Annotated in this window: 23 protein-coding genes, 1 tRNA gene and 1 pseudogene; 3 read left to right on the top strand and 22 right to left on the bottom strand. The window is 45.6% G+C overall.

Annotated features, from left to right (window positions below):
- From CZ360_RS10850 to CZ360_RS10830, 5 genes are read right to left on the bottom strand one after another with little or no spacing between them, the layout of a single operon-like run.
- Entirely contained in the window at positions 1-1,137 is a 1,137-nt protein-coding gene (locus tag CZ360_RS10850) for a Gfo/Idh/MocA family protein (RefSeq protein ID WP_077534218.1), read from the bottom strand.
- Positions 1,138-1,155: 18 nt separating this feature from the next.
- Positions 1,156-1,926, bottom strand: a complete 771-nt coding sequence (locus CZ360_RS10845; RefSeq protein ID WP_077534217.1) for a sugar phosphate isomerase/epimerase family protein — start codon at positions 1,924-1,926, stop codon at positions 1,156-1,158.
- 25 nt (positions 1,927-1,951) lie between these two features.
- A complete protein-coding gene (locus tag CZ360_RS10840; RefSeq protein ID WP_077534216.1) occupies positions 1,952-2,923 on the bottom strand; it encodes a ketose-bisphosphate aldolase in 972 nt (323 codons plus the stop codon).
- Position 2,924: 1 nt separating this feature from the next.
- Positions 2,925-3,920 (bottom strand): carbohydrate kinase family protein, encoded by a 996-nt coding sequence (locus CZ360_RS10835; RefSeq protein ID WP_077534215.1) that lies wholly within the window; start codon positions 3,918-3,920, stop codon positions 2,925-2,927.
- Complete coding sequence (locus tag CZ360_RS10830; protein ID WP_077534214.1) at positions 3,920-5,347, bottom strand: L-fucose/L-arabinose isomerase family protein; 1,428 nt, start codon at positions 5,345-5,347, stop codon at positions 3,920-3,922. The genes CZ360_RS10835 and CZ360_RS10830 overlap by 1 nt, the downstream gene beginning before the upstream one ends.
- Before the next feature lie 272 nt (positions 5,348-5,619).
- On the opposite strand from CZ360_RS10830, the gene CZ360_RS10825 reads away from it, so the two are divergent.
- On the top strand, positions 5,620-6,600 hold the full coding sequence (locus tag CZ360_RS10825; protein WP_077534213.1) for a sugar phosphate isomerase/epimerase family protein: 981 nt from the start codon (positions 5,620-5,622) through the stop codon (positions 6,598-6,600).
- Positions 6,601-6,650: 50 nt separating this feature from the next.
- Positions 6,651-7,721, top strand: coding sequence for a substrate-binding domain-containing protein (locus CZ360_RS10820; RefSeq protein ID WP_077534212.1), 1,071 nt, complete (start codon positions 6,651-6,653; stop codon positions 7,719-7,721).
- A 72-nt stretch (positions 7,722-7,793) separates the two neighbouring features.
- Here CZ360_RS10820 and tagD read toward each other — a convergent pair whose 3' ends face one another.
- Entirely contained in the window at positions 7,794-8,189 is a 396-nt protein-coding gene (gene tagD / locus CZ360_RS10815) for a glycerol-3-phosphate cytidylyltransferase (protein ID WP_077534211.1), read from the bottom strand.
- A complete protein-coding gene (locus CZ360_RS10810) occupies positions 8,186-10,789 on the bottom strand; it encodes a bifunctional glycosyltransferase/CDP-glycerol:glycerophosphate glycerophosphotransferase (RefSeq protein WP_077534210.1) in 2,604 nt (867 codons plus the stop codon). Before CZ360_RS10810 ends, tagD begins: the two co-directional genes overlap by 4 nt.
- Positions 10,790-10,932: 143 nt before the next feature.
- On the opposite strand from CZ360_RS10810, the gene CZ360_RS10805 reads away from it, so the two are divergent.
- Positions 10,933-11,256: a helix-turn-helix domain-containing protein gene (locus tag CZ360_RS10805; protein ID WP_159438255.1), complete on the top strand. Its 324-nt coding sequence runs from the start codon at positions 10,933-10,935 to the stop codon at positions 11,254-11,256.
- A gap of 67 nt (positions 11,257-11,323) precedes the next feature.
- On the opposite strand, the gene CZ360_RS10800 is transcribed toward CZ360_RS10805, so the two are convergent.
- The 15 genes and pseudogenes from CZ360_RS10800 to CZ360_RS10730 form a co-directional block, all read right to left on the bottom strand.
- A complete protein-coding gene (locus CZ360_RS10800; protein ID WP_077534208.1) occupies positions 11,324-12,118 on the bottom strand; it encodes a glycyl-radical enzyme activating protein in 795 nt (264 codons plus the stop codon).
- Positions 12,115-12,429, bottom strand: a pseudogene (locus tag CZ360_RS10795) (glycine radical domain-containing protein); the annotation flags it as partial. The pseudogene CZ360_RS10795 and the gene CZ360_RS10800, both read right to left, overlap by 4 nt.
- Positions 12,411-13,364, bottom strand: coding sequence for a response regulator (locus CZ360_RS10790; RefSeq protein ID WP_229408068.1), 954 nt, complete (start codon positions 13,362-13,364; stop codon positions 12,411-12,413). The gene CZ360_RS10790 and the pseudogene CZ360_RS10795, both read right to left, overlap by 19 nt.
- A 258-nt stretch (positions 13,365-13,622) precedes the next feature.
- Positions 13,623-14,066, bottom strand: coding sequence for a hypothetical protein (locus CZ360_RS10785; RefSeq protein WP_077534205.1), 444 nt, complete (start codon positions 14,064-14,066; stop codon positions 13,623-13,625).
- 65 nt (positions 14,067-14,131) lie between these two features.
- Positions 14,132-14,869, bottom strand: a complete 738-nt coding sequence (locus CZ360_RS10780; RefSeq protein ID WP_159438253.1) for a DUF4367 domain-containing protein — start codon at positions 14,867-14,869, stop codon at positions 14,132-14,134.
- A gap of 1 nt (position 14,870) precedes the next feature.
- Complete coding sequence (locus CZ360_RS10775) at positions 14,871-15,428, bottom strand: RNA polymerase sigma factor (RefSeq protein WP_077534203.1); 558 nt, start codon at positions 15,426-15,428, stop codon at positions 14,871-14,873.
- Positions 15,429-15,945: 517 nt separating this feature from the next.
- Positions 15,946-16,032 (bottom strand) — tRNA-Leu (locus CZ360_RS10770).
- 160 nt (positions 16,033-16,192) lie between these two features.
- Entirely contained in the window at positions 16,193-17,371 is a 1,179-nt protein-coding gene (locus tag CZ360_RS10765) for an MFS transporter (protein WP_143530228.1), read from the bottom strand.
- A gap of 162 nt (positions 17,372-17,533) precedes the next feature.
- Positions 17,534-18,505 (bottom strand): Gfo/Idh/MocA family protein, encoded by a 972-nt coding sequence (locus CZ360_RS10760; protein ID WP_077534202.1) that lies wholly within the window; start codon positions 18,503-18,505, stop codon positions 17,534-17,536.
- Between the two features lie 39 nt (positions 18,506-18,544).
- Positions 18,545-19,621, bottom strand: coding sequence for a uroporphyrinogen decarboxylase family protein (locus CZ360_RS10755; protein ID WP_077534201.1), 1,077 nt, complete (start codon positions 19,619-19,621; stop codon positions 18,545-18,547).
- Between the two features lie 84 nt (positions 19,622-19,705).
- Positions 19,706-20,608, bottom strand: coding sequence for a hypothetical protein (locus CZ360_RS10750; RefSeq protein WP_077534818.1), 903 nt, complete (start codon positions 20,606-20,608; stop codon positions 19,706-19,708).
- A 173-nt stretch (positions 20,609-20,781) separates the two neighbouring features.
- A complete protein-coding gene (locus CZ360_RS10745; protein ID WP_077534200.1) occupies positions 20,782-21,606 on the bottom strand; it encodes a sugar phosphate isomerase/epimerase family protein in 825 nt (274 codons plus the stop codon).
- A 184-nt stretch (positions 21,607-21,790) separates the two neighbouring features.
- Positions 21,791-22,798, bottom strand: coding sequence for an alcohol dehydrogenase catalytic domain-containing protein (locus tag CZ360_RS10740; protein WP_077534199.1), 1,008 nt, complete (start codon positions 22,796-22,798; stop codon positions 21,791-21,793).
- Between the two features lie 35 nt (positions 22,799-22,833).
- The gene (locus tag CZ360_RS10735) at positions 22,834-23,577 is read right to left on the bottom strand and encodes a hydroxypyruvate isomerase family protein (RefSeq protein WP_205411126.1); all 744 of its coding nucleotides are present in this window, start codon (positions 23,575-23,577) and stop codon (positions 22,834-22,836) included.
- A gap of 75 nt (positions 23,578-23,652) precedes the next feature.
- Positions 23,653-25,017, bottom strand: coding sequence for an ABC transporter substrate-binding protein (locus tag CZ360_RS10730; protein ID WP_077534198.1), 1,365 nt, complete (start codon positions 25,015-25,017; stop codon positions 23,653-23,655).
- Between the last annotated feature and the right edge of the window lie 11 nt (positions 25,018-25,028).

The raw sequence follows: 25,028 nt of genomic DNA, 5'->3' as shown, positions 1-25,028 counted from the left end.
CTATACTCCTCCTATTTCATTCACAGCAATCCAACTATGCTTCTGATCGGACAGAGCCGCCGCATCCAGCACCTGCTGGCAGGCCATGCCGTCATAAAAATTCGATTCGTTTTCTGTTCCGGTTTCTATGGCGTGCACCAGCCCATAAATCTGGTGAATAAAGGTGTGCTCCCAGCCAAGGTTGTGTCCTGACGGCCACCAGTGAGATACTAGGTTATGACAGGATTCCGTCACATGAATTTTCCGAAATCCCTTGACTTCTTCTTCCTCTTCATCAAAATAGACCTCCAATTCGTTCAGTCGTTCCAGATCAAACCGAATCGCGCCTTTCGAACCGGTAATCTCAAATAGGAGCGCATTTTTCCTGCCGGCGCTCATATTGGAAACCTCAAAATTTCCCAAGGCACCATTTTCAAAGCGCGCGAGGAAAACTGCCGCATCACTTGTAGTAACTGTTTTTTTCTCCCCGCTTTCAGCAGCTTTCCTTTCCTTTACAAATACGGCGGATTGACAGCATACCTCTTGAATTTCTCCCGCCAAATACCGCGCAAGGTCAACTACATGCGCGCCTTTGTCTCCAATAATCCCCGCTCCTGCCAATTCCTTATCCATTCTCCAGACAAACGGAAAATCTGGCGAGAGAGAAAAATCTTGAAAATAGAAACCACGGAAATGATAAATCTCACCAATCTTTCCCGATTCAATGAGTTGCCTTGCCAGCTTGATCGCAGGCAGTCCCCGGTAAGTGAAATTGCAAAGGTGATGCACCCCGTTCGCCTTCACTGCGCTGTACATTTCCCGCGCTTCCTGATAATTTAGACAAAGCGGTTTTTCACAGATCACATGCTTCCCGTGTTTGGCTGCTTCAATCGCAATTTCTTTATGGAATTTATCCGGCGTGCAGATATCGATCACATCAATTTCCGGATTTTCCACCACTGATTTCCAATCCCGCGTTGTATGCAGGAAACCGTACCTCTCAGCCGCTTCTTCCAAATCATCCTCCATACCGCAGAGAGTATGGCAGACCAGATGGTGGTCAATCTCAAAAAACATTTCCAGATCACGATAGGCATGGCTGTGTGCCTTTCCCATAAATTTATGGCCAATCAGCCCGATATTCAGAGCTTGTTTCATCGAAAATTCCCTTCTGTTCTATTTCATCGCCTGTTCCCGGATATGGAACAGATTGTTCGCGCTGATTCCAGCTGATTCAAGCGTCGGTTTATCAAACTCCTCCTGCTCTACAATAAACCAGTCCGCTTCTTCCCGGAGACCGATTTCAGCAACCTTTACCATGTCGATTGCACCATCTCCGATCTCGGTGTCCACCAGCTTTCCGTCACGCTTCAGATAATCTTTAAAATGGATGCTGGGACTGTATTTTCCGTACCGTTCCATAAACGTGATACAGTCAACTCCGCCGGACTCTACCCAATAAACGTCAATTTCCAGCTTGACCGCGTCAAGATCCAATGCCTCAAAAAACAAGTTAAATCCTGTTTTCCCATCAAAGGCTTCAAACTCATATCCATGAATATGGTACAGCAGTGAAATCCCATTTTCCCTGAGCTGTTTTCCCCATAGGCCGAGCTGCTGCGCAAACCGGACATAATCATCCGCCGACTGTCTTTTTTCCTCCGGCAGCCAGGGATAGACAATTGTCTTTGCCCCGCATGCCAGCGTATAGGCAATGATTTCCTCTATCCGCGTTTCAAAGTCGCGGTGTTCAAAGGTAAAGCCGGCTAATTCAAGTTCCGTTTCCTTTAAAACCGTATGAATTTCTTCCGCAGTTGCTGCCTCGATCGCACCGGCCGGAAACTCCACTCCCTCATAGCCTAAAGCTTTCATTTTGCGGATTGTTCCCAGATAATCCTTTGCCAGCTTATCTCTGACTGTATAAAGCTGAATTCCAATTTTCGCCACTGATATTCCCCCTCATTGAGCTTTTTTAGCATTTCCCTGCGCTGCCCATCACCTGTTGGATTTTTCTGATATACAGGCGGGTCATCTCTGCACGCGAGGCCTTTAAAAATGTTCTCGGGTCAATCGTTTCGGGATTTTCCCATAGTGCTTTCCGGGCTGCCGCGGTTGCCGCAATCCAGCCGTCGGAAGCAACGTTTATTTTGCAGACCGCGCTTTCCGCCGCACGCTTAACCTGTTCCTCCGGAATTCCCTGCGCGGCGGTCAGATGCCCGCCGTGGCGGTTAATCATCTCTACATATTCCGGATAAATGCAGGAGGAGCCATGCAGTACAATCGGAAATCCCGGCAGCGATTCTTCAATTTCTTTCAAAATATCAAACCTCAGCGGAGGAAAATTCCCATCCTCATCGGCAACGATTTTCACGACGCCGTGGCAGCTTCCAATCGAAATCGCCAGACTGTCAACTCCAGAGGCTTCTACAAATTCTTTTACCGCTTTGGGGTCGGTATATTTCGATTCGCTGTGGCTGACCTCTCCTTCTTTCCCGGAGAGTATGCCCAATTCTCCTTCTACACAGACATGATGCGGATGCGCAAGCTCCACAACCTGCCTAGAAATCGCAATATTTTCCGAAAACTCCTTTGCAGAGCCGTCAATCATTACTGAGGAAAAGCCGTTTTCAATACAGCGCTTGCAGTCTTCAAACCGCAGCCCGTGGTCAAGGTTTAACGCAACCTGAATCGGGCTGTTTTTCGCAGCGACCCGTTCCATGCTTGCCGATACCAGATGCCGGACATATTCAATCCCCATGTTCTCACAGGTATGGGCGGAAGCCTGAATAATCACCGGCGACTGCAGCTCGATGCAAGCATCAATGATCGCCTGAAGCTGCTCCGTAAAAACAAAATTGAATGCCGGGACAGCGTATCCGCCGTCATATGCCTTGCGAAATAATTCCTTTGTATTCACAAGACCTAATTCCTGAAATGAAACCATTCTATTTTCCCTCTTCCGTTTCTTCTTTCATTCGCTCCGCAAAAATCCTCTGTACCTCCAGATAGGAAGGGATAGCGGGCATAGCGCCTTCTTTTACAGCGGTCAGCGACGCTGCCGTATCCGCAAATAAGCCCGCCTGCTTTAGCTGGGACGTACTAAGATCAGATAAAGAAAGCTTATGCCGAACCACATAGGAAAGGAAGGCGGCGATGAACGCGTCTCCGCAGCCGATGGAATCCCGCACCTGCACAGGCAAAACAGGAATCTCAAGGACTTTATCCCGATAATAAATCCTGCTGCCTCTGCTTCCCATTGTAACAATACAGAGCTTCAAAGAATCCGGACGATTCTCCAGCCAATGATCATTTCCCATATACCGGCACATCAGCTCGTATTCATCCTCGTTCATTTTCAGAAGATCCGCATACGGCAGCATGCTCTCAAAGGCTTTTGCCGCCTCTCTCGGACTGTCCCACAGTACCTCTCTGTAATTACAGTCAAACGAAACCGGAACACCTGCTTTTTTTGCTTCACCGAGCAGATACTCCGTTGCTTCCCGGATTGGGGAAACAGTTAGGCAAAGCGAGTCCAGATGAATCCAGGAAGCGTTCCGTACCATTTCAAGATCAATTTCCTCCGGCCGCAAATTTGCATCTGCACCAGGATTGCGATAAAACAAATATTCAATCGAACCGGACGCTGGCTTAGCGTGAAAGTTCAGCGTCGTCCGAACCTGGCCATCCTGCAGAAGGTGCTGCGTCTCTACCCCATAATCGTTTAGGGTTTGAATCAGACAGTTACCGAACGCATCCTTTCCAACTTTTCCGGCAAAAAGGCTCCGGACTCCGAATTTGGCCGCCGCTACCGCCACATTAGCACAGGAGCCTCCCGGCATCGGATGGAACGATTTCATATGAGTCAAATCCACCCCCAGCTCTCCGGGGAAAAAGTCCATGATCATGACGCCAAAGCTCAAAAGATAAGGCTGGTGTTCCATCAGTCCCAGTCCTCCCCGCGCAAATACGCCTTGATCTGCGCTTCTGTCGGATCAACCGGGTCAGGCTTCAGTCCCGGAATATACCGGGTTGCTTCATAGAGGGCGGCTGCACATTGATCCGCCACACCCGCAACATGGTGGATATACGGTCCGTAAATCAACCGTTCTTCCCATAGCGGCCAGTTGTTCACTTCCATCCAGAGATAGGTTCCAAGATTATAGGGCCCTGTGGTTTGCTTCCCCTGTCCAATCAGCAGAGAATACTCTCCGTCCAGCCCGTCAAACCGCACCACTGTAACATCCCTGGCGGAAATCTCAAAATTCCCGGTTCCCGGAAGCGGCGGCCTGATATTGCAGTGCCTTCCCAGAAACGCGTCGCATCCGTTTTTGCACATTGTCATCGGGAAGTTCCCGCAGTGCCACAGAAGCTCGGCATTTTCATTGTCCGGATGGCGCATAGTCATATCCGCTAAAAATGTCTGGTCTGTAATGTTGCTGGCGCTCTGAACCAATATGGAGCTGATTGCTCCATGAATATCTGTCTCACAGGCCACTGGTATTCCTGCCGCAGTGACCTCGGCATTCGCAAAGCAGGAATAAAACTGCATCTGATTCGGCAGATCATCGTGGCATTTGATCGCAATGGCGCTCAAATCCTGCTCCTTCGCCCAATCCAGCATAAAGAGCTTTAACGCCGCCGTCTGCAGCAGCGATTGTTCTGTCATATCCTTCAGCGCAATTCTATTACGGATCGACTCAACCTCTTCCATGACCCGGGGATCTTCCTTGATTAACCGCTCCACCGAATTCTGCACATGAAACAGCGTGATCGGAACCAGCTCAATTCCCCATTTGGTGAGCAGCTCCTGCTCGTTGATAATCACAGTATAGAAATTATCCGGCCTGGTACTGATCTGGCCGATTCTCGCACCCATAAAGTTCTTCACGATCCGAGCCGCAGCTACAAAATTAAAAACACCGCGCCGGAACACCTCTGAATCAAGACGTGAATTTGTAATATATGTAAATGGCACATGATACTTGTTTAGTACGTTGCTGGTTGCGAAAAGGCCGCACTGACTATCTCTCAAATGCTCGCCGTTCGGCATGGGATTTTCATCCCGAGGCCCCCACAGCAGAAACGGCTTTTGCATCTTTCGCGCTACATAAGCCACAACCTCTTCGGTTCCAAAGTTAACGTGCGGGGCAAACACGGCATCCACCTTTTTTTCCTGAAACAGCGAAACGGTCTTTTTCGCGTCCTCCAGAGTCAGGAGCAAGCCTTCTTCATTTACAGAATCAATGTTGACAAAATCAATTTCCCATTCTCTTAGTTTGTCTTCAACCAAACCCTTATATTTCAACGCATCTTCCCGGGAGAAACAAAACCGTCTGGTTGGCATTAAGCCGATTGTGACTTTTTTCATGATCATACCCCTCAAATGATGTAAATTTTGCGAAATCGTTATCACAACCTAATTATAAGTTTATAAGACACATTTGTCAATAATTTAGAAATAATATTTAATTATTTGTATATATCCACATTTATATTAAAAATCATTTGGCGATTTATCCAAATCATTTCCTAATTTTTTTCTTTTTACCGCAAATATTTGACATTTTTTTAAAATACGCTATAATAATAAATGAAATATTTTTTCGCTAAATCAATTTTTATGATATGAGGGGCGGTTATATGAAAATCGGTGTTTTTTCCATTTTATTCAATGATCTTCCGCTGGAAGATGTCCTGTCCTATCTTTCTCGTCAGCAGATTCACACCATCGAACTCGGAACCGGCGGATATTCAAGGTCAAACCATGTCGACGTTCCAGCGCTTCTTCATTCCGAAACGGAACGCCTTCGCTTTTCTGAGCTTTTAAAACGGTACGGTTTTTCCATCAGCGGATTGGGGACGCAGGGAAATCCGGTTCATCCTGATCCGGAGCAGGCAAAGCGCTACCACCACGACTTTGTGCAGACCGTGCTGCTGGCGGAAAAATTAAAGGTGGATACTGTCCTGGTTCTCTCTGGCTGTCCCGGAGGCCGTAAGGAGGATCGGACTCCGAACTGGATCACCTGCCCATGGCCGGAGGACTACAGCAAAGCATTGGAATATCAATGGGAAGAGGTACTGATCCCCTATTGGCATCAGGCAGCGGCCTTCGCTGAAGAACATGGCGTTACCAAACTGGCAATGGAACCGCACCCCGGTTTTGCAGTTTATAATGCGGATACACTGCTCAAACTCCGTTCCCATACCAGCCCGGTGATCGGAGCGAATTTCGACCCCAGCCATTTTTTCTGGCAGGGAATCGACCCTTGTATTGCCATCGAAGAGCTCGGCAAGTCAATTTATCATGTCCACGCCAAGGACTGCTACGTCTATCCTGAACGCGTCCGTCGTAGCGGTGTGCTGAATCCTCAGCCCTATTCCGATTTTTCACAGCGGAGCTGGAACTTCCGCACAGTCGGTTACGGGCATTCAGCCGAGGTGTGGAACAACATCATTTCTATCCTGTCAGAGATCGGATATGACGGCGTAATCAGCGTCGAACACGAGGATGCGCTCATGACGCGGGAAGAAGGGCTTTCCAAAGCAATTCATCTGCTCTCTGAATGCTTCATCAGAGAATATCCACAGACAAAATGGTGGGAGCTTCGTCCGGAGGGTTAACCAGGCTTCAAGATTACTTGATAATTTAAAATGCAAAGGAGGATAAAATTATGGGATCAAAAACAACATTGGCTGATATTGCAGAGTCTATGGGGCTCTCAGTTGCTACTGTACACCGCGCCCTGACAGGACAGGGACGGATCAATGAAGATACAAAGCAGCGGATTCTCCAGCGCGCGGCCGAAATGCAGTACCAGCCAAATGTCATCGCCAGCCACCTTTCATCAAAAAGGAAATCTAAAATCGCATTCCTCTGTCCGGACAACTTTTTTTATCAGAACATCATCGAAGGTGCAAAGGCCGCCTATAATGAATACCGGATTTTCGGCTTGTCAATCGACTTTCTTCTTGCCGACAACTATAGTCCCCAGATTCAGTCAGAACAGTTAACAGAAATTATCAACCAGCACAGCTATGACGCAATTGCTCTTTCCCCCACCCATACCCTGCTGCTCGACCCATTGGTAGAGGCCGCGACAAAGCAGGGCATCCCAGTCGTCACCTTTAACAACGATCTCCCCAATTCTTCCCGGAGCTGTTTTGTAGGGGAAAACGCCTATATTTCCGGACAGCTTGCGGCACAGCTCTACTGCAGCATCCTGCCAAAGGGTTCATCGGTTGCACTCATGCGCAGCTTAGTATCTGCCGAGGGCTTAACACAGCGAATTCACGGCTTTTTGGATTATATCCAACGCCAGTCGGACATCCAGGTTGCCGGCGTCTATGATTTCTATGATAACATTGAAAACGCCTATGAAATATCAAAACAACTCTTATTAAGTACAAAAATTCCCGCAATTTTCAGTAACAGCATGATGGGAACAATCGGAATTGCCCGGGCAATTTCAGAACTGCAGTCTAACACCTTTGTCTTAGGCTATGACATCAACGAAGAGATAGAAGAATATATCCGGAGACAGGTTTTATTCGGCAGCTTTTTCCAATTTCCATACCGCCAGGGATACTACACCATCAAGGTCTTATACAAGCTGCTCAAGGAAAACGCACTTACCTTGGATACCAACGTACTGTATCTTCCTACCCAGTTGATTCTAAAAACAAATCTTTCCCAGATTAATGACGATAAAATTATGCAGACGATGGAAGTACAGCGGTATTAAAGTGAAAATAACAGCAAAAAAGAGAAGCTGAAATTTTTTCAGCTTCTCTTTTTAGTTTGGGCCAGGATGAAGTTACCGGTTTCCCAATGTATCCTTAATCTGGGTGGTAGATATCCCTTTCGTGCGTTCTAGAAATACCAGGCTGCAATACTGTTCCAAATACCGAAAACGGTCGCTGTCGGCCCAGTCGCTCCCCATCACGACAATGTCAACGTCATATTTTTTTATGTCGTCGATTTTTTGCTCCCAATTATTTTCCGGAATCACTAAATCTACATACCGTACTGCTTCCAGCATCATTTTTCTGGTTGCATAATTGTGGTATGCTTTCTTTCCTTTTAGAGCGTTAAATTCATCAGTGGATAAAGCTACAATGAGATAGTCGCCCAACGCCTTTGCTCTTTTCAATAGGTTAATATGCCCATAGTGGAGCAGATCAAACGTCCCATATGTAAGCACGCGCCTCATAATAATTCCCCTTTTCCTGTAAACAAAGATTCTATATCCATATATTTGCGATCCCTGGTATAATTGATCAATCTGGAAATATTGATCTGTGGCAATATACGGTCTAATTCCTGCCGATAGATAGATTTTACGCTGTGTTTAAATAGCCCTGTCCGACGATACAGAAAGACAGCGATCTTGCCAAACAAGGAAACGGCCATTCCTTCCGGTACTACAAGGCATTGCGGTATCCTTTCCTGATTCAGACGGATAATTCGTTCTGTTTCTTCCGTAAAAGTTTTCTGTTTAAACACCAGAATGGTTTCAGCCGTAATATGCTTTAAAATGATTTCAAATTCCTGCTGTTTCTCTTCTGTGTCCAGATTGCTGCATATTATGACCTCATGCGCCGTTTCATAATTTTGACGGTATCTGATTACTTTATCCGGAATCTCCTTGCCTTCAAAAACAATATCATTTACTATTTTTGTATTTTCTGCTGATTCGAGTGAAGAAAAATGATCCAAAAATTTTTGATACTCTTCAGAAACTACAAATTTATTTTTTGTATTCATATATTGAATCAGACTGTCAAGATCATATATCTTCACAAACGGAAGCTCATTCACATCAAAATACATTCCCCTGCCGTCTACATATTCTTCATAATCATACATAAAAAGTATGATCTCTTTTTGAGTATTTGCAAAATCAAAAAATACACTGGAATAATCTGTAATTAAGGCATCTGCAATATTCAGAAACTGATACGTCTCCAAATACGGATGCAGCGTCCGAATCCGATTGTATGTCCCCAGCTTCACCTTTTTCATAATGATTTGATGCAGCTTGACAAAAACAACAATGTCGTCTGATAATTCGCGATCCAAAGCTGTTAAAATTTCTTCTACTTCTGCTTGGTATTTTGAAATATCTGCTGTCTGGATCGTATTCCCTCTCCAGGTTGGCATGTAAACAAAGATTTTCTTTCCTTCTATTCCAAGATTCCGCTTGATCTGTTCTATCTCAGAAGAATCAAAAAAGACAGTATTCCTTGGATAGCCAGATAGGATAACCTTCCCGGTATAAAGGGCGTCAAGATCAAAATTTTTCATTATGTGCCGGCGTGTGTACTCATTGGGGTATAGCAGGTAGTCAGACATCAAAAATTGCGTCTGATTGTTTCCCAGGTCTTTGAGACCATGGTTCATCTCCCTGCCCAGCTTTTTCAAAGGAGTTCCATGCCAAGTATTTAAAAACACCTGCTCCGGCCTTTTATTTACATATTCCGGTAATCGGGAGTTATTCACAATATAGTTTGCAGTAGCCAAGATTTTTACAAATTTTTTAGAGTGGACACGAACCAGCTTGATTTGCTCCATTCCCTGATAACGCAAATACAGCTTGTCATGATAAGGATTTCTTGTAGCAAAATAGATTTCATATCCCGGGTGGGCCAGCAATTCCTTCGCCATATAGAACGGGCTGTCAGTCAGATTCCCGCCATAGTAGGACATAAACAGCGCCTGTTTCTTCTGTACCGAATAATGTTTTCGGCAAAAGCCATAATAAACACGGTTATAGGTTAGTTTTTTAGTATTTCTCAAAATAAACCTATAACATTTGGAAACAATCCTATAGAGCCGATTAGGCGTATAAATGTAAAATCTCATAGAATTCAATTTTGTACGGAAATATTTTGGCTTTTTGGTTCTAAAGTTTCTCAGGGTGCCTTTCCAGTTTGGAAAATAGAAATCAAAATAAGTATAAAAACTTTTGACAAATTGCATCTGAACCTTTTTATTTTTACATTTTTTCATCAGGGCAATTCTGCGAGTAAAATAACCACAGGATTGCCTTAACAGCAATTTATTGTACTGATCAAATCTGCCATGCTGGATAAAAAAATCATTTATATGTGCAAGCGATTTAGGAATGTCCAGCCAGCGCTCGTCACAGACATTCGTAATGGAATGGTTATTTTGTATAAGATGATAACATAAAGGCTTTGTCAAGATTGTGACTCGATGAGAAAAATATTTATATTTTGATAAAAAAACGTAATCCTCTGCATAGTGAAAATCTTCAGGAAAACAGATCTGATAGTTTTTTATGATATCTTTCCGAAATAATTTATCCCAAATAAAAGCAGTTGTTTGTGTCAATACTCTGCTGTCCTCATTTAGAGAATTTCCAGATACTTCACTATGATTGATGACCTCTTTTTCACGTCCGTTTTCATAAACATTGTATCTTCCGCATTCTACCAAGGTGATTTCCGGCTTTTCCATCTCTTCTAGCATTTCTTCATACATAGTCGGGGCGATATAGTCATCGCTGTCGCAAAACCCAATATATTTTCCAGACGCAATCTCCAGTCCTCGATTTCTCGCCGCCGACGGCCCGGAGTTTTCCTGCCGAAGTACTTTAATTTGCATTGGATAGTTTTTTTGATACTGCTGCAGAATTTCAAAAGTATTGTCTTTGCTGCCGTCATCAATCAATATAATCTCTATGTAGTCGTGGATTGTTTGATTTAATATACTATCAAGGCATCGTCCAATTTCAGCTTCCGCATTAAAAGCCGGGATAATAACGCTAATCTTTTTTTCACAAACCATTTGAAAATCTCCTTTATGTCAAACCATAACATTCAATTTGAATTATATCACTTCATTTTGTGTATTGTCAATTCTTTTTGTGACAATTAATGACTAATTTTTTGCAATTCTATATAATGAAAGAAAATAAGGAGGACGACCCAATGCAGTTTGGCGATATTTTACGCGAATTATTGGATAATCACGATATCTCACAAAAACAACTTGCTAAAGACATGAATATTGCAGCCTCGACATTGGGTAACTATATCAGAAATATACGGGAACCCGATTTTGAAACCTTAAAACAATTTGCTAATTATTTTAAGGTTTCCACAGATTATCTTTTAGACCGGCAGACCGGATTTACTGCAAATCATTTAGAGGATGAACTGCTGTGCGTATTCCGCTCATTGCCTGATTCCCAGCAGAAAATGTATCTGGAGCAAGGAAAAGTTTTACTGAAGTTCCTGAAAAAAAGTCTATAATGATTGAAACGCGGCAAGGCGCTGACCAGATTGATTCTGGTCAGCGCCTTGCCGCGTCTGCCGTCAATTACCCAATTTCAATTTTAATTCCGTTTGCTGCAAACTGTTCCTGTATCCGCGCAATTTCTCCTGGCGGCGGGGATAAAAACCGCTCTGTCCATTCTATACCCAGTGCCTGATATTTTGATTCCCCCAAGGAATGGTAAGGCAGAAGCCAAACCCGCTCTACGGACTGCAAAGATCGCAGAAGCTTTGCAATCCGTTTCACTTCCTCCGCAGTACAGGTTAAGCCTGGAATAAAGGGAATTCTAATCCACAGCCTTTTTCGATCCGCAGAAAGCTTCCGCAGGTTATCGAGAACCTGTTCGTTGGAGCATCCTGTACACCGTTGATGCAAGGCAGGATCAACCGCCTTGATATCATACAATATGAGATCTATATTTTCCAGAAGCTCTGGGCTGTACCAGGAGGCCGGAACATTTCCGGCGGTGTCTAGTGCTGTGGAAATATCCTGATCCCTGCACATTCTGGAGAGCGTCAGCAGAAAGTCTCGCTGAAGCATCGGTTCTCCGCCGGAAAAGGTGACTCCGCCGGAGGTTCTGCCGTAGTATATCTTATCCCAAAGCACCTCGTTTAGCACTGCTTGCGGCGTATACCACTTTCCGCATATATGTTCCCCAACCGTACTGTGCATCAGTTCAGGCTTCGGGGAAATTGATTCGGGATTGTGGCACCAGCGGCATTTTAGACTGCATCCTTTTAAAAACACAGTGGTCCGAATTCCCGGGCCGTCGTCCAAGCAAAAATGCTGGATATCAAACACTAGTCCCTTTCCATTGCCGTCTTTCAGCCGGCCATTCATCTGCTTCCCCACCCTGTCCTTGTGATAATTTCCTCCTGTACTTCCGGAGAAAGGGTGACAAAATAAGCGCTGAATCCCGATACGCGAACAATCAGGTTCTTATATTCTGCCGGGCGCCTCTGCGCTTCCAGCAGTATCTCTCTGTCCACAACGTTACACTGGATTTCCATTCCACCCATATCAAAGTAGCTTTCAAAGAGCGCCCTGACCGCGCTGCGCTTCTCCTCTTTCTGAAAGTAAGCCGGCTGAAATTTCAGATCCAAAACCATTCCGTTCGAGAGCTCAGTATGGTCTACCGCACAGGCAACAGAAGATAAAACCTGTGTAGGGCCATATTTTTCCGTTCCCTGTACCGGCGAGAAGCCATTTGCAAGCGCTTTCCCGGCCTGTCAGGGATATCCATTCTTCCGAGATAGAAGAATACCGATTCATTTCGCTGGAAAAACTGATTTACCAAAGCCTGTGACGCCTGTTCGACAGCCGTCTTCAAGCCTGTCCAGCATGGAAACGGCAGGCTGACGCCCGTTGCAATTGGGCTTCCAATTAATTCCTTCAGCCTGTCCTGCTGCTCCAGGATATACCGGTAACGGTAGCTTTTCCCCTTAGCGAGCGGCGGAAGATATAAAACCGCAGTGAGACGGTCGTCTACACAGTGCAGGACATCAAAATGCCGTACCGGCTTTTCAGTTTCCTTAAGGATCGCCTGCACCAGCTTGTCCCTCTGTTCCGCCAGCAGTTCCTTTTTGTACACCCTGACCTGAAGAAGCACCGCCTCGCTTTCCGGTACATATTCACTCATATAGGCAGGAAGGAAAGCAAAATGGTTATCAAGCGCGTCCTGGTATTCCGACCATTTTTGCCTCAGCCCTGAAACAGCACGACGGTCAAGGTGCTCTTTGATGTGCTGTAAGGTTTTTAACAAAATGACTTCATCCAGCTCATGCTTGAGAATATAGGATTTTACCTCTAAATCAATCGCCTGTTTGGCATAATTAAAGTCATTGTAAGCCGTCAGGATGATAAAAAAACAGTCTGATCCCATTTTGATCATCTGATCCACCATCTCCAGCCCGGTCATTCCGGGCATTACAACATCCGTCAGCACAATGTCGGGCTGCTTTTCCTGGAACACCTTCAGCCCTTCCGCTCCATTATGTGCTTCCCCGACAATCTGAACTTCAAAATCAACCGCATCAATTAATTGCCGAATATATCCCAATGCGTCATCTTCGTCGTCCACAATCATGATTTTATACACAATTCGTTCCCCTCTCTGAAACCACTGCATGCTCTGTGCTTATTTACGTATATTATACAGTATTTTTTTATTTTTGCAATTTTATTTGTCTGGAATGATCTTCCTAAACGACAAAAAACGCCCTGCCGATAAGACGGCAAGGCGTTTTTTCCGTAAATGCGGAAGAAGCAGAAACTTTCGTTTCTGCTTCTTCCGACAGGAATCGTTTTGATTTATATTCTATGCTTTCGCATAAAATACCAAAAATTAATAAGTATCTGTCGGGGAATAAACCGTATGGGTTTCAAGTACCGTCCCGGAGCTATTCTTTACAGATACATAGGTTCTCAGGCGGTAAGTCCCTCTGGAGGACAGATAGTAGTCAATGGGCAATACAACGGTCCCGGGACCTTTTTTGCTGGTAGTCCAGGATTTGATATGGGTCACGCTGCTCCCGCTGATTTTTTGAATCGTGCAGGTCAGAGTATAGGTATAAGATTTAGTGCCTGTAACAGTACCCGTCCCCGTTGCATGCCCTAACGAAGAAATTTTGAAAGAAGATGAGGCTTGTGCAAAATTATCGAAAAGAGGCATTATTTCCCCTTCGCCGCTAGTCGGGGCTGGCGGCTCCTCCGCCGACACCGGCAGGCAGGTCAGCGCCATCATCATGCAAGCCAAGATTCCGGCAAACAGCTTCTTGCTTTTTCTCATAAATGTTCAACCTCCTTATTGTTTCCGACTATAAAAACAACAAAGAGGCTGATTTGCAACACTATTTATTTGATTTCTACACTTTCTGCAATTTTTATCACTTCACCATCGGATAATTGTGCAATTAACACAAAGAAATATTCGTCTCCCTGCCAGGTTAAATTATAAAATCCATCTTTTTTGGTTAAAACTCCGTCCCGGCCTTTTATCTTTATTTCTTCATATGAGTCTAAATCTTCGGTATCAATATGCAAAGACAATTGAGATATTGGTCGCTGTAATATAGATATTATTGAATGATTTGAGTTATTTGTATACTCAGTAAAAATGTCCATATTACCACCCAACGTACTAGAAGATTTGATATATCCTTCCGGAATATACGTCGGCAGTGAGGCCCATTCCGGAAGGTCAGAGTCATCCGGCGCCTCTGACGAATCCACCCCAATGACGGCATAATCTCCCTTCTGGCTGATAAACATATTTAAAAACTTGGCGCGAAACGCATCAACCGTCAGCATACAGGTGCCAAACCCTACCAACACCACCAGGAAAATAATCGCTGCCCGGTTCAAAATTCTTTTGGAGCGCTTTCTGTGCTCCCTCAGCTTCTTTTTTCTGGCCTCCGCATCGATCAGCTTATAAAACATCTCCCTTTCTTCCGGGGAAATCCGGAGATCAGGATCGGCATTGTTTTCCTTTGCCTCTTCAATAATTTTTGCGCCCTCCTGCTCTAAATAACCGGAAAGGGCGGTTTTCAATAATACGTCCATCAATTCCTGGCCGTGATCCTTCTGATTCATATCAGTCTCTCCCTTCCAGAATAATTTTATATGCATGGCGGCGCGCCCTAGTCAGATATTGCCGGACATTATTCGGTTTCGTTTTAAGAATCCTGGAAATCGCTTGGTCATCCATTTCGAATATATACTTACAAATCAGTAAATTTCTTTCCCGTTCCGGCAGGCGTCGAATCGTATCACAAAGCTCGTTGTATTCCATCTTTGCATCTAAAATAAACTGCGGCTCCATTCTCGGGTCGAAAAGATGATCGGATACGTCCTCCTCATTTCCTACATATACAATCTCAGAAGCCCTGCTGCTTTGGCGGATATAGTTGATCGCCGTATTTTTTACAGTGAGCATAATATAAGACGCCCGCTGGTTAGGTGTTAACCCGCGGACTGTATCAATATGCCTGATTAAATTGACAAAGGCCTCTGAAACAATATCCTCCACAACATTCCTATTATTTGTCACTTCATATGCTTTCTTTTTCATGGTAGCATAATACTTTTCAAAGATATTTTTCATAAATTCTTTATCGCTGTCATCTTCTATAGACATAATCACGCCTAGCATTTAACACTTCACCTCTTTAATAGGCTTATTATAGCATACTTGTTAAAAAATTTCCATAATTTGGGCGATAAATGTCGTTATGTATGCCTCTGTATCCTTTCATCAAATTTTTTAATGTCGAATTTTCACGATAAAATTCAGCCTATGGAACAGGCCAGGGAATTAAATATACAATATCGAAATAAAACACAGCCCATCGCGGTTTATCCGCTGCAGTCTGCACAGGACTTGCGCTGCAAAAAGATGCCTGCTTTCAGCGCGGGCAGAAAATCCAGGCAGAGCAAAAGCCTCGAACACATAATGTGTTCGAGGCTCTAGACTATGTATTACGAAATAGATGCCCGTTTCGGCGCAGGCACAAAAGAAAACACACCCCACAACGTGAGGCGTGCGACTTGGAAGCGGCAACTTGCCGCTGTCTGCCGGGTACAAAAAAGATGCCAGCTTAAACGCGGGTAAAAAAACAAAGCGCACCCCACAAAATGAGGTGCGCGATTTGTCTGCGGCAACTTGCCGCTGGTGCCGGTGGCCGGACTCGAACCGGCACGGTGTCGCCACCGGTGGATTTTGAGTCCACTACGTCTGCCAATTCCATCACACCGGCAAATCCGTATATTATTATAACGAATTTTCACTTTCTTTGCAAGGCTTTTTTATAATTTAGGAAAAATAAATAGTTTTTCCTGGATTTTTTAGGAATTAATTCCCGCTCCATCCAAAAAATTCTTCTCATAAAATCTCTTGCTTTTTCTTGCAGTATCTGCCTATTCCCTGTGCCTTTTATAGTACAGCAGGGATATAAGCGCTCCAAACAGTGCTGTTGCGGCTAAAAAGCAAAAACCGGTTATATTTCCGCCCAGTCCAATCAAACCGCCGACAAGCGCCGGAAATACTGTCAGGCCAATGGCATAAACCGCCTGAAAAAATCCCATAGCTGTTGATTTTTTCTCCTTTGGCACCTCTGCCATTCCCTCTGAGGTGAGATAAGACAAGAGAATCCCTGTTGACATCCCTGGGAACGCCTGCAGCAAAAAGATAACATATGTATTTCCCACAACCGGTACCAATACACAGTATAACCCCGTCAGCAGAAAAATCAACGGAATATAAAAACGTGCTCCCCTGCGTCCGCAGAATTTAGAGGAAGCAAATTGTGCTGACAGCACAGCCGAAATCATATAGAACACAGAAGCGCCGCCAATCAGCCCGTCGGAGGCGCCCAATTCCTTAAGAACATTAGTAGTAAAGGACATTGCAGTGGACATCTGTATCCCCTGCTGTATCAGGGCAAGCGCGGAAAAAAGAAGCAGTCTCCGGTTGCAGCAGACGGATAAAATGGTGCGCACGTTTCCCCTCTTAAGAGAATCCTCCTGCGGTCGTTGGACGTCCTTAATCAAAAAGAGGGTGATAAGCATCCCCAAAATACCAGCTATTGCGCTGGCGCCGCATAGAAAGGCCATGCTCGTCTTTTCATACAGGAAGGTTCCGAACACAAAGGCAAGGCAAATTCCAAGATTACAGGCCATAATTGCCCGGCTGGTCGCCTTCTGCTGTTCCTCCGGAGAAAAATATTCAGAAAACAGCACCATGTAGGAAATCCACATGGCAGACGCCGCACCGCCTACTAAATTTGCCGCTAAAAACCCCATTCCGTCCGGGGCTATTATACGAATGAGTGAGGCCGCTGAAGCAAGAGCTACGCCGAGGAAAACAAACACTTTGTGCTTCCCGATGATGTCCGCCATTACCCCGACAGGAAGGCGCAGCAGAAGCTGAGTAAAACCATATGCGCCGACCACCGTCCCAATCAGCCCGGCAGAGATACCGATAGCAGTTAAATACGGCGTCTGAAATGGGATATAAACATATTGGGCAAACCAGAAAAGGGTTATCACCGCCAAAAGGATATTCTCTTTTCCAAGCCATGTTTGTCTTCTTTGCATATAAAATGCTCCTTTGCAAATTTTCCGAACAATATCAAGAGATTGTGATCAATCATCTGCTCAAAATTGTCAGCACCTCGCAGCAGGCTGATTGTACAGATCATAAAAAAGCCATTTTCCCGCAAAAACGGGCTGTTGGTTATCCAACAGCCCGTTTCCTTTTTATTTCGACCAATCTGCCTGGAGCTGGTCAAACAGCCCTGCGCAATCAATGGTATCTTTATGAGGAATATAAGGGCTTTCCAGTTTTCCACTGCGGTATAAATCAATGATATGCTCAATCTGGTAGATGAACCCATCCTCCGCTGTTTCGGTAAAGGTCTCAATCAGATTATTCTCATCATCATAGAGCTCGCATTGTTTCCCGCGAATGAAATCCCGGACAATAATATGTCCGTCCGGGCCATAAATACCTGCATCCAGATTCGTGTTTAGACTAATTCCGCAGACCAGAGAGGCGATTGCACCATCTGCAAACTGCATCGTAATCACGTCGAAGCTGTCAAGCCCGTTCGGGGTTGAGGTATGCATGCTCTGCATTGCTACCGGCAAACGCTCCATAATCCCGGTTGCATATTCCAGCGGATATACCCCGGCGTCATACAACGCGCCTCCCGCCAAATCCGGATTATACAGCCGGTTTTTCAGGTCGTATTTTACATGGAAGGAAAATTGGGCGTCCATATATTTCACAGAACCAATTTTCCCCTGTCTGATCCATTCTTTGGTTTTTAGTGTCACAGGCAGGCATCGAGTCCACATAGCTTCCATCAAGAGAACCTTGTTTTCTCTTGCCAGTGAGATTACCTCCTCGGCCTCTGCCTTTGTCAAGAAAAATGGCTTTTCACAAAGGACTGCCTTCCCATGCAGGATACACTGCTTTGCTACTTCATAGTGGAAATTATGGGTTAGGCCAATATAAACAATATCTACCGCAGGGTCTTCCATTAATTCCTGATAGCTGCCGTATGCTTTCTCAGCCTGATGTTCTTTCGCAAATGCGTCTGCGCGTTCCTGGCTTCTGGCCGCTACTGCTGCCAGCCGTGCTCGATCGCAGGTATTCAGGACACTGGCAAAACGATTCGAGATCAATCCCAGTCCGATAATGCCAAATCCCACTTTTTTCTGTTCCATTTCAGTTACCTCTTATCAGCATGATTCTAAGCTTATGTTTTATTTAAGCGGCCGGCTGGCTGCCCTGAAAAATGCCAAAACATTTTCCGGCGGCGTCCCTGCCTGAATCGCATGAGACGGCGCTAAAATATAGCCGCCGTTCTCTCCGAGTACCGCGATCCGCTGCTCTACCTCTTTTGTCACCTCTTCCGGTGTTCCAAAAGGAAGGGTAGATTGGACACTAATTCCGCCATGGAAGCAAAGGCGGTCTCCATACTGTTTCTTCAAAACGCAGGGATCCATTCCCTGGGCGTCAAATTGCAGAGCCTCCAGTACATCAATGCCCATATCAATTAATTCTCCTACAGCCTCCATAACCGCGCCGTCGGTATGGTACATCACCTTTGCATGATAGGAATGTACCAATTCGTTAATCCTTTGATGATGAGGCTTGATATGCTCCCGCCATGTATCCAAGGACATCAGAAGTCCGTTCTGCTGACCGATATCGTCTGCTGTAAAGATAATATCAATCCCACCCTGGGCAGCCTCCAGGCATCTTTTCATAAACTCGTAGAAAAAATTCGTCACGCGTTCTAAGATCGCATCAGCAAGCTCAGGATCTACCAGCAGGTCAATCATCATGTTTTCCAGCCCGCGCATATACCAGGAGGATTCAAAAATATTAGCGTTACCCAATACTACTGCGCGAGGACATTCCTCCTGTGTCTGCCGGATGATTTCCGGCAGGGCAGCATAATCAAACCAATCCGGATCAGGAAAAAGATAGTCGTCTAACTCGGACACATCTTCAATTTCCGCAAGCGGATAATGGCAGATCTCATCATAGCTTCCTTCCCCATAGGATACAGCCCTTCTGCTCACGCCCCAGATGTCGGTTTCAGAACCATCGGCATTTTTTATGTTCCGTTCTGAAGGCCCGATATAAGGCGGCGCAACCCATACCAGGTCGCTTTTGCTATTAAGATATTGCTCTACGGCATGTTCATCCTGCAAGCCCAACAACAAGGCCAACTGCTTCCTTACCGGCGGATTGACGCCAAACCCCAGGGAAAAAGGGATACAATCCGGCTGTCTATGGGAAATAGCTGCCAAAACACGTTCCTTTGCATTCATGTCAGTTCCTCCCCGCTTCACTGTAATTCAAAATATACGTCAAGTTACTGCGGAGGATTGCCCGCCAATGTTCTGCAGGCAGTATTATTTATCCTCTACTCCGTTCATGACAACATTGTCATACTTTTCATTTCTGTTCAAAACAGCCTGTTTATTGTTCGGGCTGGAACGTCTTTCAAAGTTCGGGAAGCGATGCTCCAGGGCAGCCAGAGAAATTTCAACATCCTCGTGGACTTCCTCCGGTGTAAAGCATCCAACCGTAACCATGTCGCACGGACGAATGGTGTTCCAGGAGAAATTCAAGCCGACATATGGAGTTGTTCTGCCTGCACCCATGGATTTGATCGTCATAACAGGCTTCTTGGCATTATTGATAATAGAAGCTACCGTTTCCACTTCAATCTGCATCAGGAATCCAACGCAGTTATATATCTGAATATAAGTTTCAATGTCGTATCCATTTGCATCGGAATACAGGATCAGCTCCGGCATATGCGCACTCAATCCTGGAAGCATTCCTTCTTCCCGGATCATCTTGGTATAGTCGTCTAAGCGGTCCATGGTTGCTGTATTTTTATTCACCAGCTGCTCTGCACTGGAATGATGAAGCAGGCAGAAGGTGGAGCCGATTTCGGCACTTTTATGGATGGCGGCGCGCGCTTCCGCCCTTGCCTCATCCGTATCGTCTACATTGATAATCGGGGTGTCCACAATAATATATTTGATCCCCAGCTTTTTTTCTGCATAGCGGATTGCCTCAACCATCCGAGGGGTATCGCTGATCGGCCCCATGATCGTGTCAATCCCATATTGTGCATATGCTTCCAGTACCGGGAAAAAGCTCTCCGGACTCTGGTAGCGGTCAGTAATTCGTTTGTCTGCGGCTTTTCCGGTATGGCTCCAGCCTAACAGCCAGTTTGTACCAATAATCATACGGGATACAGATACTCCCGCAATCTCAGTTCTTGGAAATTGTTTATCTTTCATAAATTTGTTCCTTTCCTCCAGGATTTGTGCAGATTCTGTGTTCCCCAACATGACAACGGTTTTCCATTGTCCAAGCACAATCTCTTGCCTTCTACCCCATAATATAATTCATCAAAATCCCCCGATAAAGTATCGGGGGATCACTATGATGCATTACAAGTATTATCTGATTTCTAGAAGCCCAGCAGTTCAAGATACTTTCTGCTCATCGTAACCGCTTCTATCGGCGTTCTGCCAACGGAAACGTCTTGTTCTACGACAACATACTCAGCACCATTTGCAACTGCCGCATCCAGAATCTCCGGCATGACCTGCATCCCAAACCCTACCGGACGGAATTCAAATCTGCCTTCCTCTTTTTTCTTTTCACCCGGATCAATGCCGATCAGTTCATACAGGTTTTCCGGATTCCCTTCCTTATAGAAATCCTTCAGATGAACAACCGGGCAGCGGTTTGCATATTTTGCAATGTATTCTACCGGCTCCTCCCCTGCTACCTTTACCCAGCAGCAGTCGAGCTCTGTCTGCAGAAGATCTGCTGATACCGTATCATACATATAATCTAATGCATACTGTCCATTGTCTACTTTTACAAACTCAAAGTCATGATTATGATAAAGCAAGGTTACGCCATGCTCATTGCAGACCTTACCAATCTGAGGGATCAGGCTCATTACCTTATCAAAGCCAGGGGTGTTTGGACGGAGATCATCCGGCAAATATGGAATCGCAATAAATTTGCAGCCGATTTTTACATAGTCTGCAACCGTCTTTTCCATATCTGCTTCCAACTCCACCAGTGGAACATGCGCAGATAATGCCGGGATACCCGCTTCGTCCAGCGCCGCTTTTACTTCCTCAGCGCTATGGCCGTACAAGCCAGCCAGCTCGACGAAATCATACCCGATCTCTTTGATTTTTTTCAAGGTGCCCAACAGATCTTTTTCTGCATAATCACGTACAGAATATACCTGTAAGCCTACTGGGAGTTTTCCCATAGTTTCATTCCTCCTTATCATTTTCCATCAGAATAATAACACGCAAATCAATTGATTACGCTTTTATAGGAACCCTTCCCAAAGTATATAATATTGCACCTATACTCATGGTATGGTTAATCCTATCCGTCTTGCAAAGCCCGCCTGCACTCAGAAAGACTGACAATTATGAAAGAACCTTTCATTAGAGAATATATGGTTCGCCGTCTTCCATGGTCATGTCAATGATCGCCTTCATGTACTTGCCGTATTTATCATACTGCTCTGCCTGCGCTTCATCAAACTTGTTGAGCGGGAAAATTTTAACCGGAATATCTTTGTAGTTCCAGGATCCGTTCGCCAGCATTTCCACCGCGTTCTCTGCGCCTTCTCTGGACAGCCATTCTTCTCTTGGATGGGTGTTCAGCATTTCAATCGCTTTCACGCCCAGCTGCTGTACGTCTACGGTTCTCTTTCCGCCGGTATGGTAGTCTGCTACGCAGAGCTGTCCGCGCAACGCGGTCAGGTTTACCGCCAGGTCTAAGGAATCGCTTCCTTCTTCAGGATCTAATCCTGCGCCCCATTCCATAACGACTTTGAAACCGTCTGTGAGGTTTCCATGGAGGAATTTTTCTTTTGCTTCCTCAACAGTATATACCTCATCTGCCCCATATTTCTTCGCATCCTCTAAAGAGGTCTGGCGCTTGTCGATTGCTACGACATAGCAGCCGCGCAGCTTCAGCAGGCTGATCGCGCCGCATCCCATGTATCCGCAGCCTACTACCGCTACATGTGTTCCCGGCATCTGAACCTTCGCTTTGCTGACCGCGCTCATCATGCAGGATAACGGCTCTACAATCAAATCTTCATCCCGGACGTTATCCGGCAGCTTGATTACGACTTCTTTGACCGGGTCTGCGATGGCATACTGCACCATTCCGCCTGATCCCGGCAGAGTGCCGCCCCACATACCGCTTACACGGTCGCCTACTTTAAAACCTGTTACATTCTTTCCAACCTGTTCAACGATCCCCATTGGTTCATGCCCAAAGGTCATTCCAGCCTCTGCAACCTTCCAGTCGTCATGCTCCGAATGGCATACGCCTACATATTTGGTCTTAATTAACAGCTGATCATCGTTTGGAACCGGAATATCAATTTCTCTGATTGTGTTTTTCTTTGGTCCCACTGCTACGATTTGTTTCTGTTTCATTGAGCTCTTTCTCCTTTGCTCCTGCTTATTATAGCTTATTTTGGTAACTTTTTCAATCCTTCTAATGCGGGTTTTTCAGGAAAATATTCCAGCCCGATATACCCAGCATATCCGGTTTCTTCAATTGCCCGGAAAATATTCGGGTAATTCAGTTCTCCGGTATCAATTTCATGCCGTCCCGGATTTCCGGCGGCATGGAAATGGCCGATTGCGGAAATGTTTTCCTGAATACTCCGGATCACATCTCCCTCAGTGATCTGCTGATGATAAATATCAAACAGAATCTTTACCTTGTCGCTGCCTACTTCCTTTACAATGTCAAACGCTTCTTTTGAGGAAGAAAGGTAATATCCAGCGTGGTCTACTGCCGTATTCAAGGGCTCGAGCACCAAAGTAATATCATTTTCCTCCAGCATTGGAACAGCCCGCTTTACCCCTTCGCACAGAGCTTTATGCTGCTCTTCACGGGGCTTCCCGGTATCTGCTCCCACCTGGCTGATCAAGGTTTTGCATCCCAGCTTTTTCGCTGCTTCGATGCTTTCCTTCAGTCCTGCCAGATATTCATCATGCTGACTCGCATCCACCAAGCTTACAAATTTGGTGCACATAGCCGCTACAGTTAAGCCAAGCTTCTCTTTTTCAGCAGCCATCCTGTCAACATCTTTATCCCACCAGGACCAAAATTCAAATCCCTTGATCCCAGCCTCTTTTGTCTCACGCATCCCTTCTGCGAAATCTTTTCCGTGATACAATGCGTCGATACACACGGAGTAGTTCACTATGTTACTCCCCTTCCGTTCTGAATTCTTAGTTAACCGAGCCGGACAGCACCGGTTCGGTTAACAAGACAGCAATTAGCCTAAGTCTACTTCGTTTTTGTCATAGATTTCCTGGCACTGTTTCAGGCAATTGTCAACTTCTGTTTTGATGTCAGCGCCACCAACGATATTGGTCAGCATGGTGTTGAGCGGGCCGTTCGGGAACGCGTCGATCTGGCTCCAGGTCGGGATAGCCGGGTCGCCGTAAATAGCGCGGTTAGCCTGTTCCGGGAATGCTTTCATCCAGTCACTGCTGTAGAATTCGTCTTCCATAACTTCTTTTCTAGCATTGATGAGGTTAACCGCGGAGCAGAATTTAATCTGGCCTTCTGCAGAGCAGAAATATTTCAGCCATTCTTCAGCAGCGGCACGTTCTTTGGTAGAATTCATAATGCTGATCGGTGCGGTGTAAGCAACAGAAGAAACACCTTCGCCAGTCAGGTTCGGCATAACTGCACTGCCGGTAACTTCTTCAAGCTGCGGAGCATTCGACTGGACAGCAGTCATGAAGTCAGCATTCTGTCCTAATACGATGGATGCTTTTTCAGCCTGGTATTCTGTACCAGCGTCAAAGGACGGGTCGATTACGTTCGGAGTGCAGACTTTATACTCATTAATCAGGTCGAGCATGAACTGGATGGTATCGATCCCTTCCTGTCCGCCGAAGGTAAATTCAGTGTAATCCTCATTCATGACGCTGGTGCCATGGCCAGCCAGAAGGTTAAACCAACCCTGGTCAAAACGAGCCTGGCCAACCGGAAGAACAACTCCCGACCGGGTAATATTTCCACTGTCATCGGTCTTGGTCAGCTTCTTGGCAGCTTCAATCAGTTCATCATAGGTAGTCGGAACTTCAGTAATTCCAGCTTCTTCAAAGTGAGCTTTGTTGTATACCATTGCACGGGTATCCATACGCCACGGAATACCGTAAACCTTGCCGTCAATCTTTACTTCGTCAATGACAGCCTCGAAGTAAGCGTCATCCCCGCCTAATTCTTCATAAATATCTGTAATATCAGCCGGGCCATACTGGCCGTTTCCGATTTTCACCATGGAAGGAGTGAAGAAAATGTCAGCAACATCCGGAGCTTCGCCGCCGGTGCAGGCCAGTGTCAGCTTGGTCAGAGCCTGACCCCAGTCGATGATGGAGTAGTTTACGGTAATGCCGGTTTCTTCTTTAAATGCCTCTGTCATTTCTTTCAGGACCTTTTCCTGTGCGGAAGCGTCACTGCCATATTTCTGCATGGTGAATGTAATTGTTTTTCCGCTCAGGTCGCCGGTATCTCCGCCGGCAGCGCCGGAATTGTCGGTAGCAGGCTTGTCGCTGCTGCCGCATGCCGCAAAGGTTGAGAGCATGAGAGCCGCTAATACAGCGCTCATAATTTTCTTTGAATGTTTCATACGTTTTTCTC

The organism is Massiliimalia massiliensis (assembly GCF_900155615.1).
Taxonomy (GTDB): Bacteria; Bacillota; Clostridia; order Oscillospirales; family Ruminococcaceae; genus Massiliimalia; species Massiliimalia massiliensis.
Note: the sequence above shows the minus strand (reverse complement) of the source record. Positions and strands in the feature narration are given on the sequence as shown.

Bases quoted from the DNA above. Each gene is read 5' to 3' on its own strand.
- CZ360_RS10790 (WP_229408068.1), bottom strand. From the start codon at position 13,364: ATGATTGTGGACGACGAAGATGACGCATTGGGATATATTCGGCAATTA.
- CZ360_RS10765 (WP_143530228.1), bottom strand. From the start codon at position 17,371: ATGCAAAGAAGACAAACATGGCTTGGAAAAGAGAATATCCTTTTGGCG.
- CZ360_RS10850 (WP_077534218.1), bottom strand. From the start codon at position 1,137: ATGAAACAAGCTCTGAATATCGGGCTGATTGGCCATAAATTTATGGGA.
- CZ360_RS10835 (WP_077534215.1), bottom strand. From the start codon at position 3,920: ATGGAACACCAGCCTTATCTTTTGAGCTTTGGCGTCATGATCATGGAC.
- CZ360_RS10760 (WP_077534202.1), bottom strand. From the start codon at position 18,505: ATGGAACAGAAAAAAGTGGGATTTGGCATTATCGGACTGGGATTGATC.
- CZ360_RS10840 (WP_077534216.1), bottom strand. From the start codon at position 2,923: ATGGTTTCATTTCAGGAATTAGGTCTTGTGAATACAAAGGAATTATTT.
- CZ360_RS10820 (WP_077534212.1), top strand. From the start codon at position 6,651: ATGGGATCAAAAACAACATTGGCTGATATTGCAGAGTCTATGGGGCTC.
- tagD (WP_077534211.1), bottom strand. From the start codon at position 8,189: ATGAGGCGCGTGCTTACATATGGGACGTTTGATCTGCTCCACTATGGG.
- CZ360_RS10730 (WP_077534198.1), bottom strand. From the start codon at position 25,017: ATGAAACATTCAAAGAAAATTATGAGCGCTGTATTAGCGGCTCTCATG.
- CZ360_RS10825 (WP_077534213.1), top strand. From the start codon at position 5,620: ATGAAAATCGGTGTTTTTTCCATTTTATTCAATGATCTTCCGCTGGAA.
- CZ360_RS10745 (WP_077534200.1), bottom strand. From the start codon at position 21,606: ATGGGAAAACTCCCAGTAGGCTTACAGGTATATTCTGTACGTGATTAT.
- CZ360_RS10755 (WP_077534201.1), bottom strand. From the start codon at position 19,621: ATGAATGCAAAGGAACGTGTTTTGGCAGCTATTTCCCATAGACAGCCG.
- CZ360_RS10740 (WP_077534199.1), bottom strand. From the start codon at position 22,798: ATGAAACAGAAACAAATCGTAGCAGTGGGACCAAAGAAAAACACAATC.
- CZ360_RS10780 (WP_159438253.1), bottom strand. From the start codon at position 14,869: ATGAATCAGAAGGATCACGGCCAGGAATTGATGGACGTATTATTGAAA.
- CZ360_RS10800 (WP_077534208.1), bottom strand. From the start codon at position 12,118: ATGAATGGCCGGCTGAAAGACGGCAATGGAAAGGGACTAGTGTTTGAT.
- CZ360_RS10830 (WP_077534214.1), bottom strand. From the start codon at position 5,347: ATGAAAAAAGTCACAATCGGCTTAATGCCAACCAGACGGTTTTGTTTC.
- CZ360_RS10750 (WP_077534818.1), bottom strand. From the start codon at position 20,608: ATGAAAGATAAACAATTTCCAAGAACTGAGATTGCGGGAGTATCTGTA.
- CZ360_RS10775 (WP_077534203.1), bottom strand. From the start codon at position 15,428: ATGCTAGGCGTGATTATGTCTATAGAAGATGACAGCGATAAAGAATTT.
- CZ360_RS10785 (WP_077534205.1), bottom strand. From the start codon at position 14,066: ATGAGAAAAAGCAAGAAGCTGTTTGCCGGAATCTTGGCTTGCATGATG.
- CZ360_RS10810 (WP_077534210.1), bottom strand. From the start codon at position 10,789: ATGGTTTGTGAAAAAAAGATTAGCGTTATTATCCCGGCTTTTAATGCG.
- CZ360_RS10805 (WP_159438255.1), top strand. From the start codon at position 10,933: ATGCAGTTTGGCGATATTTTACGCGAATTATTGGATAATCACGATATC.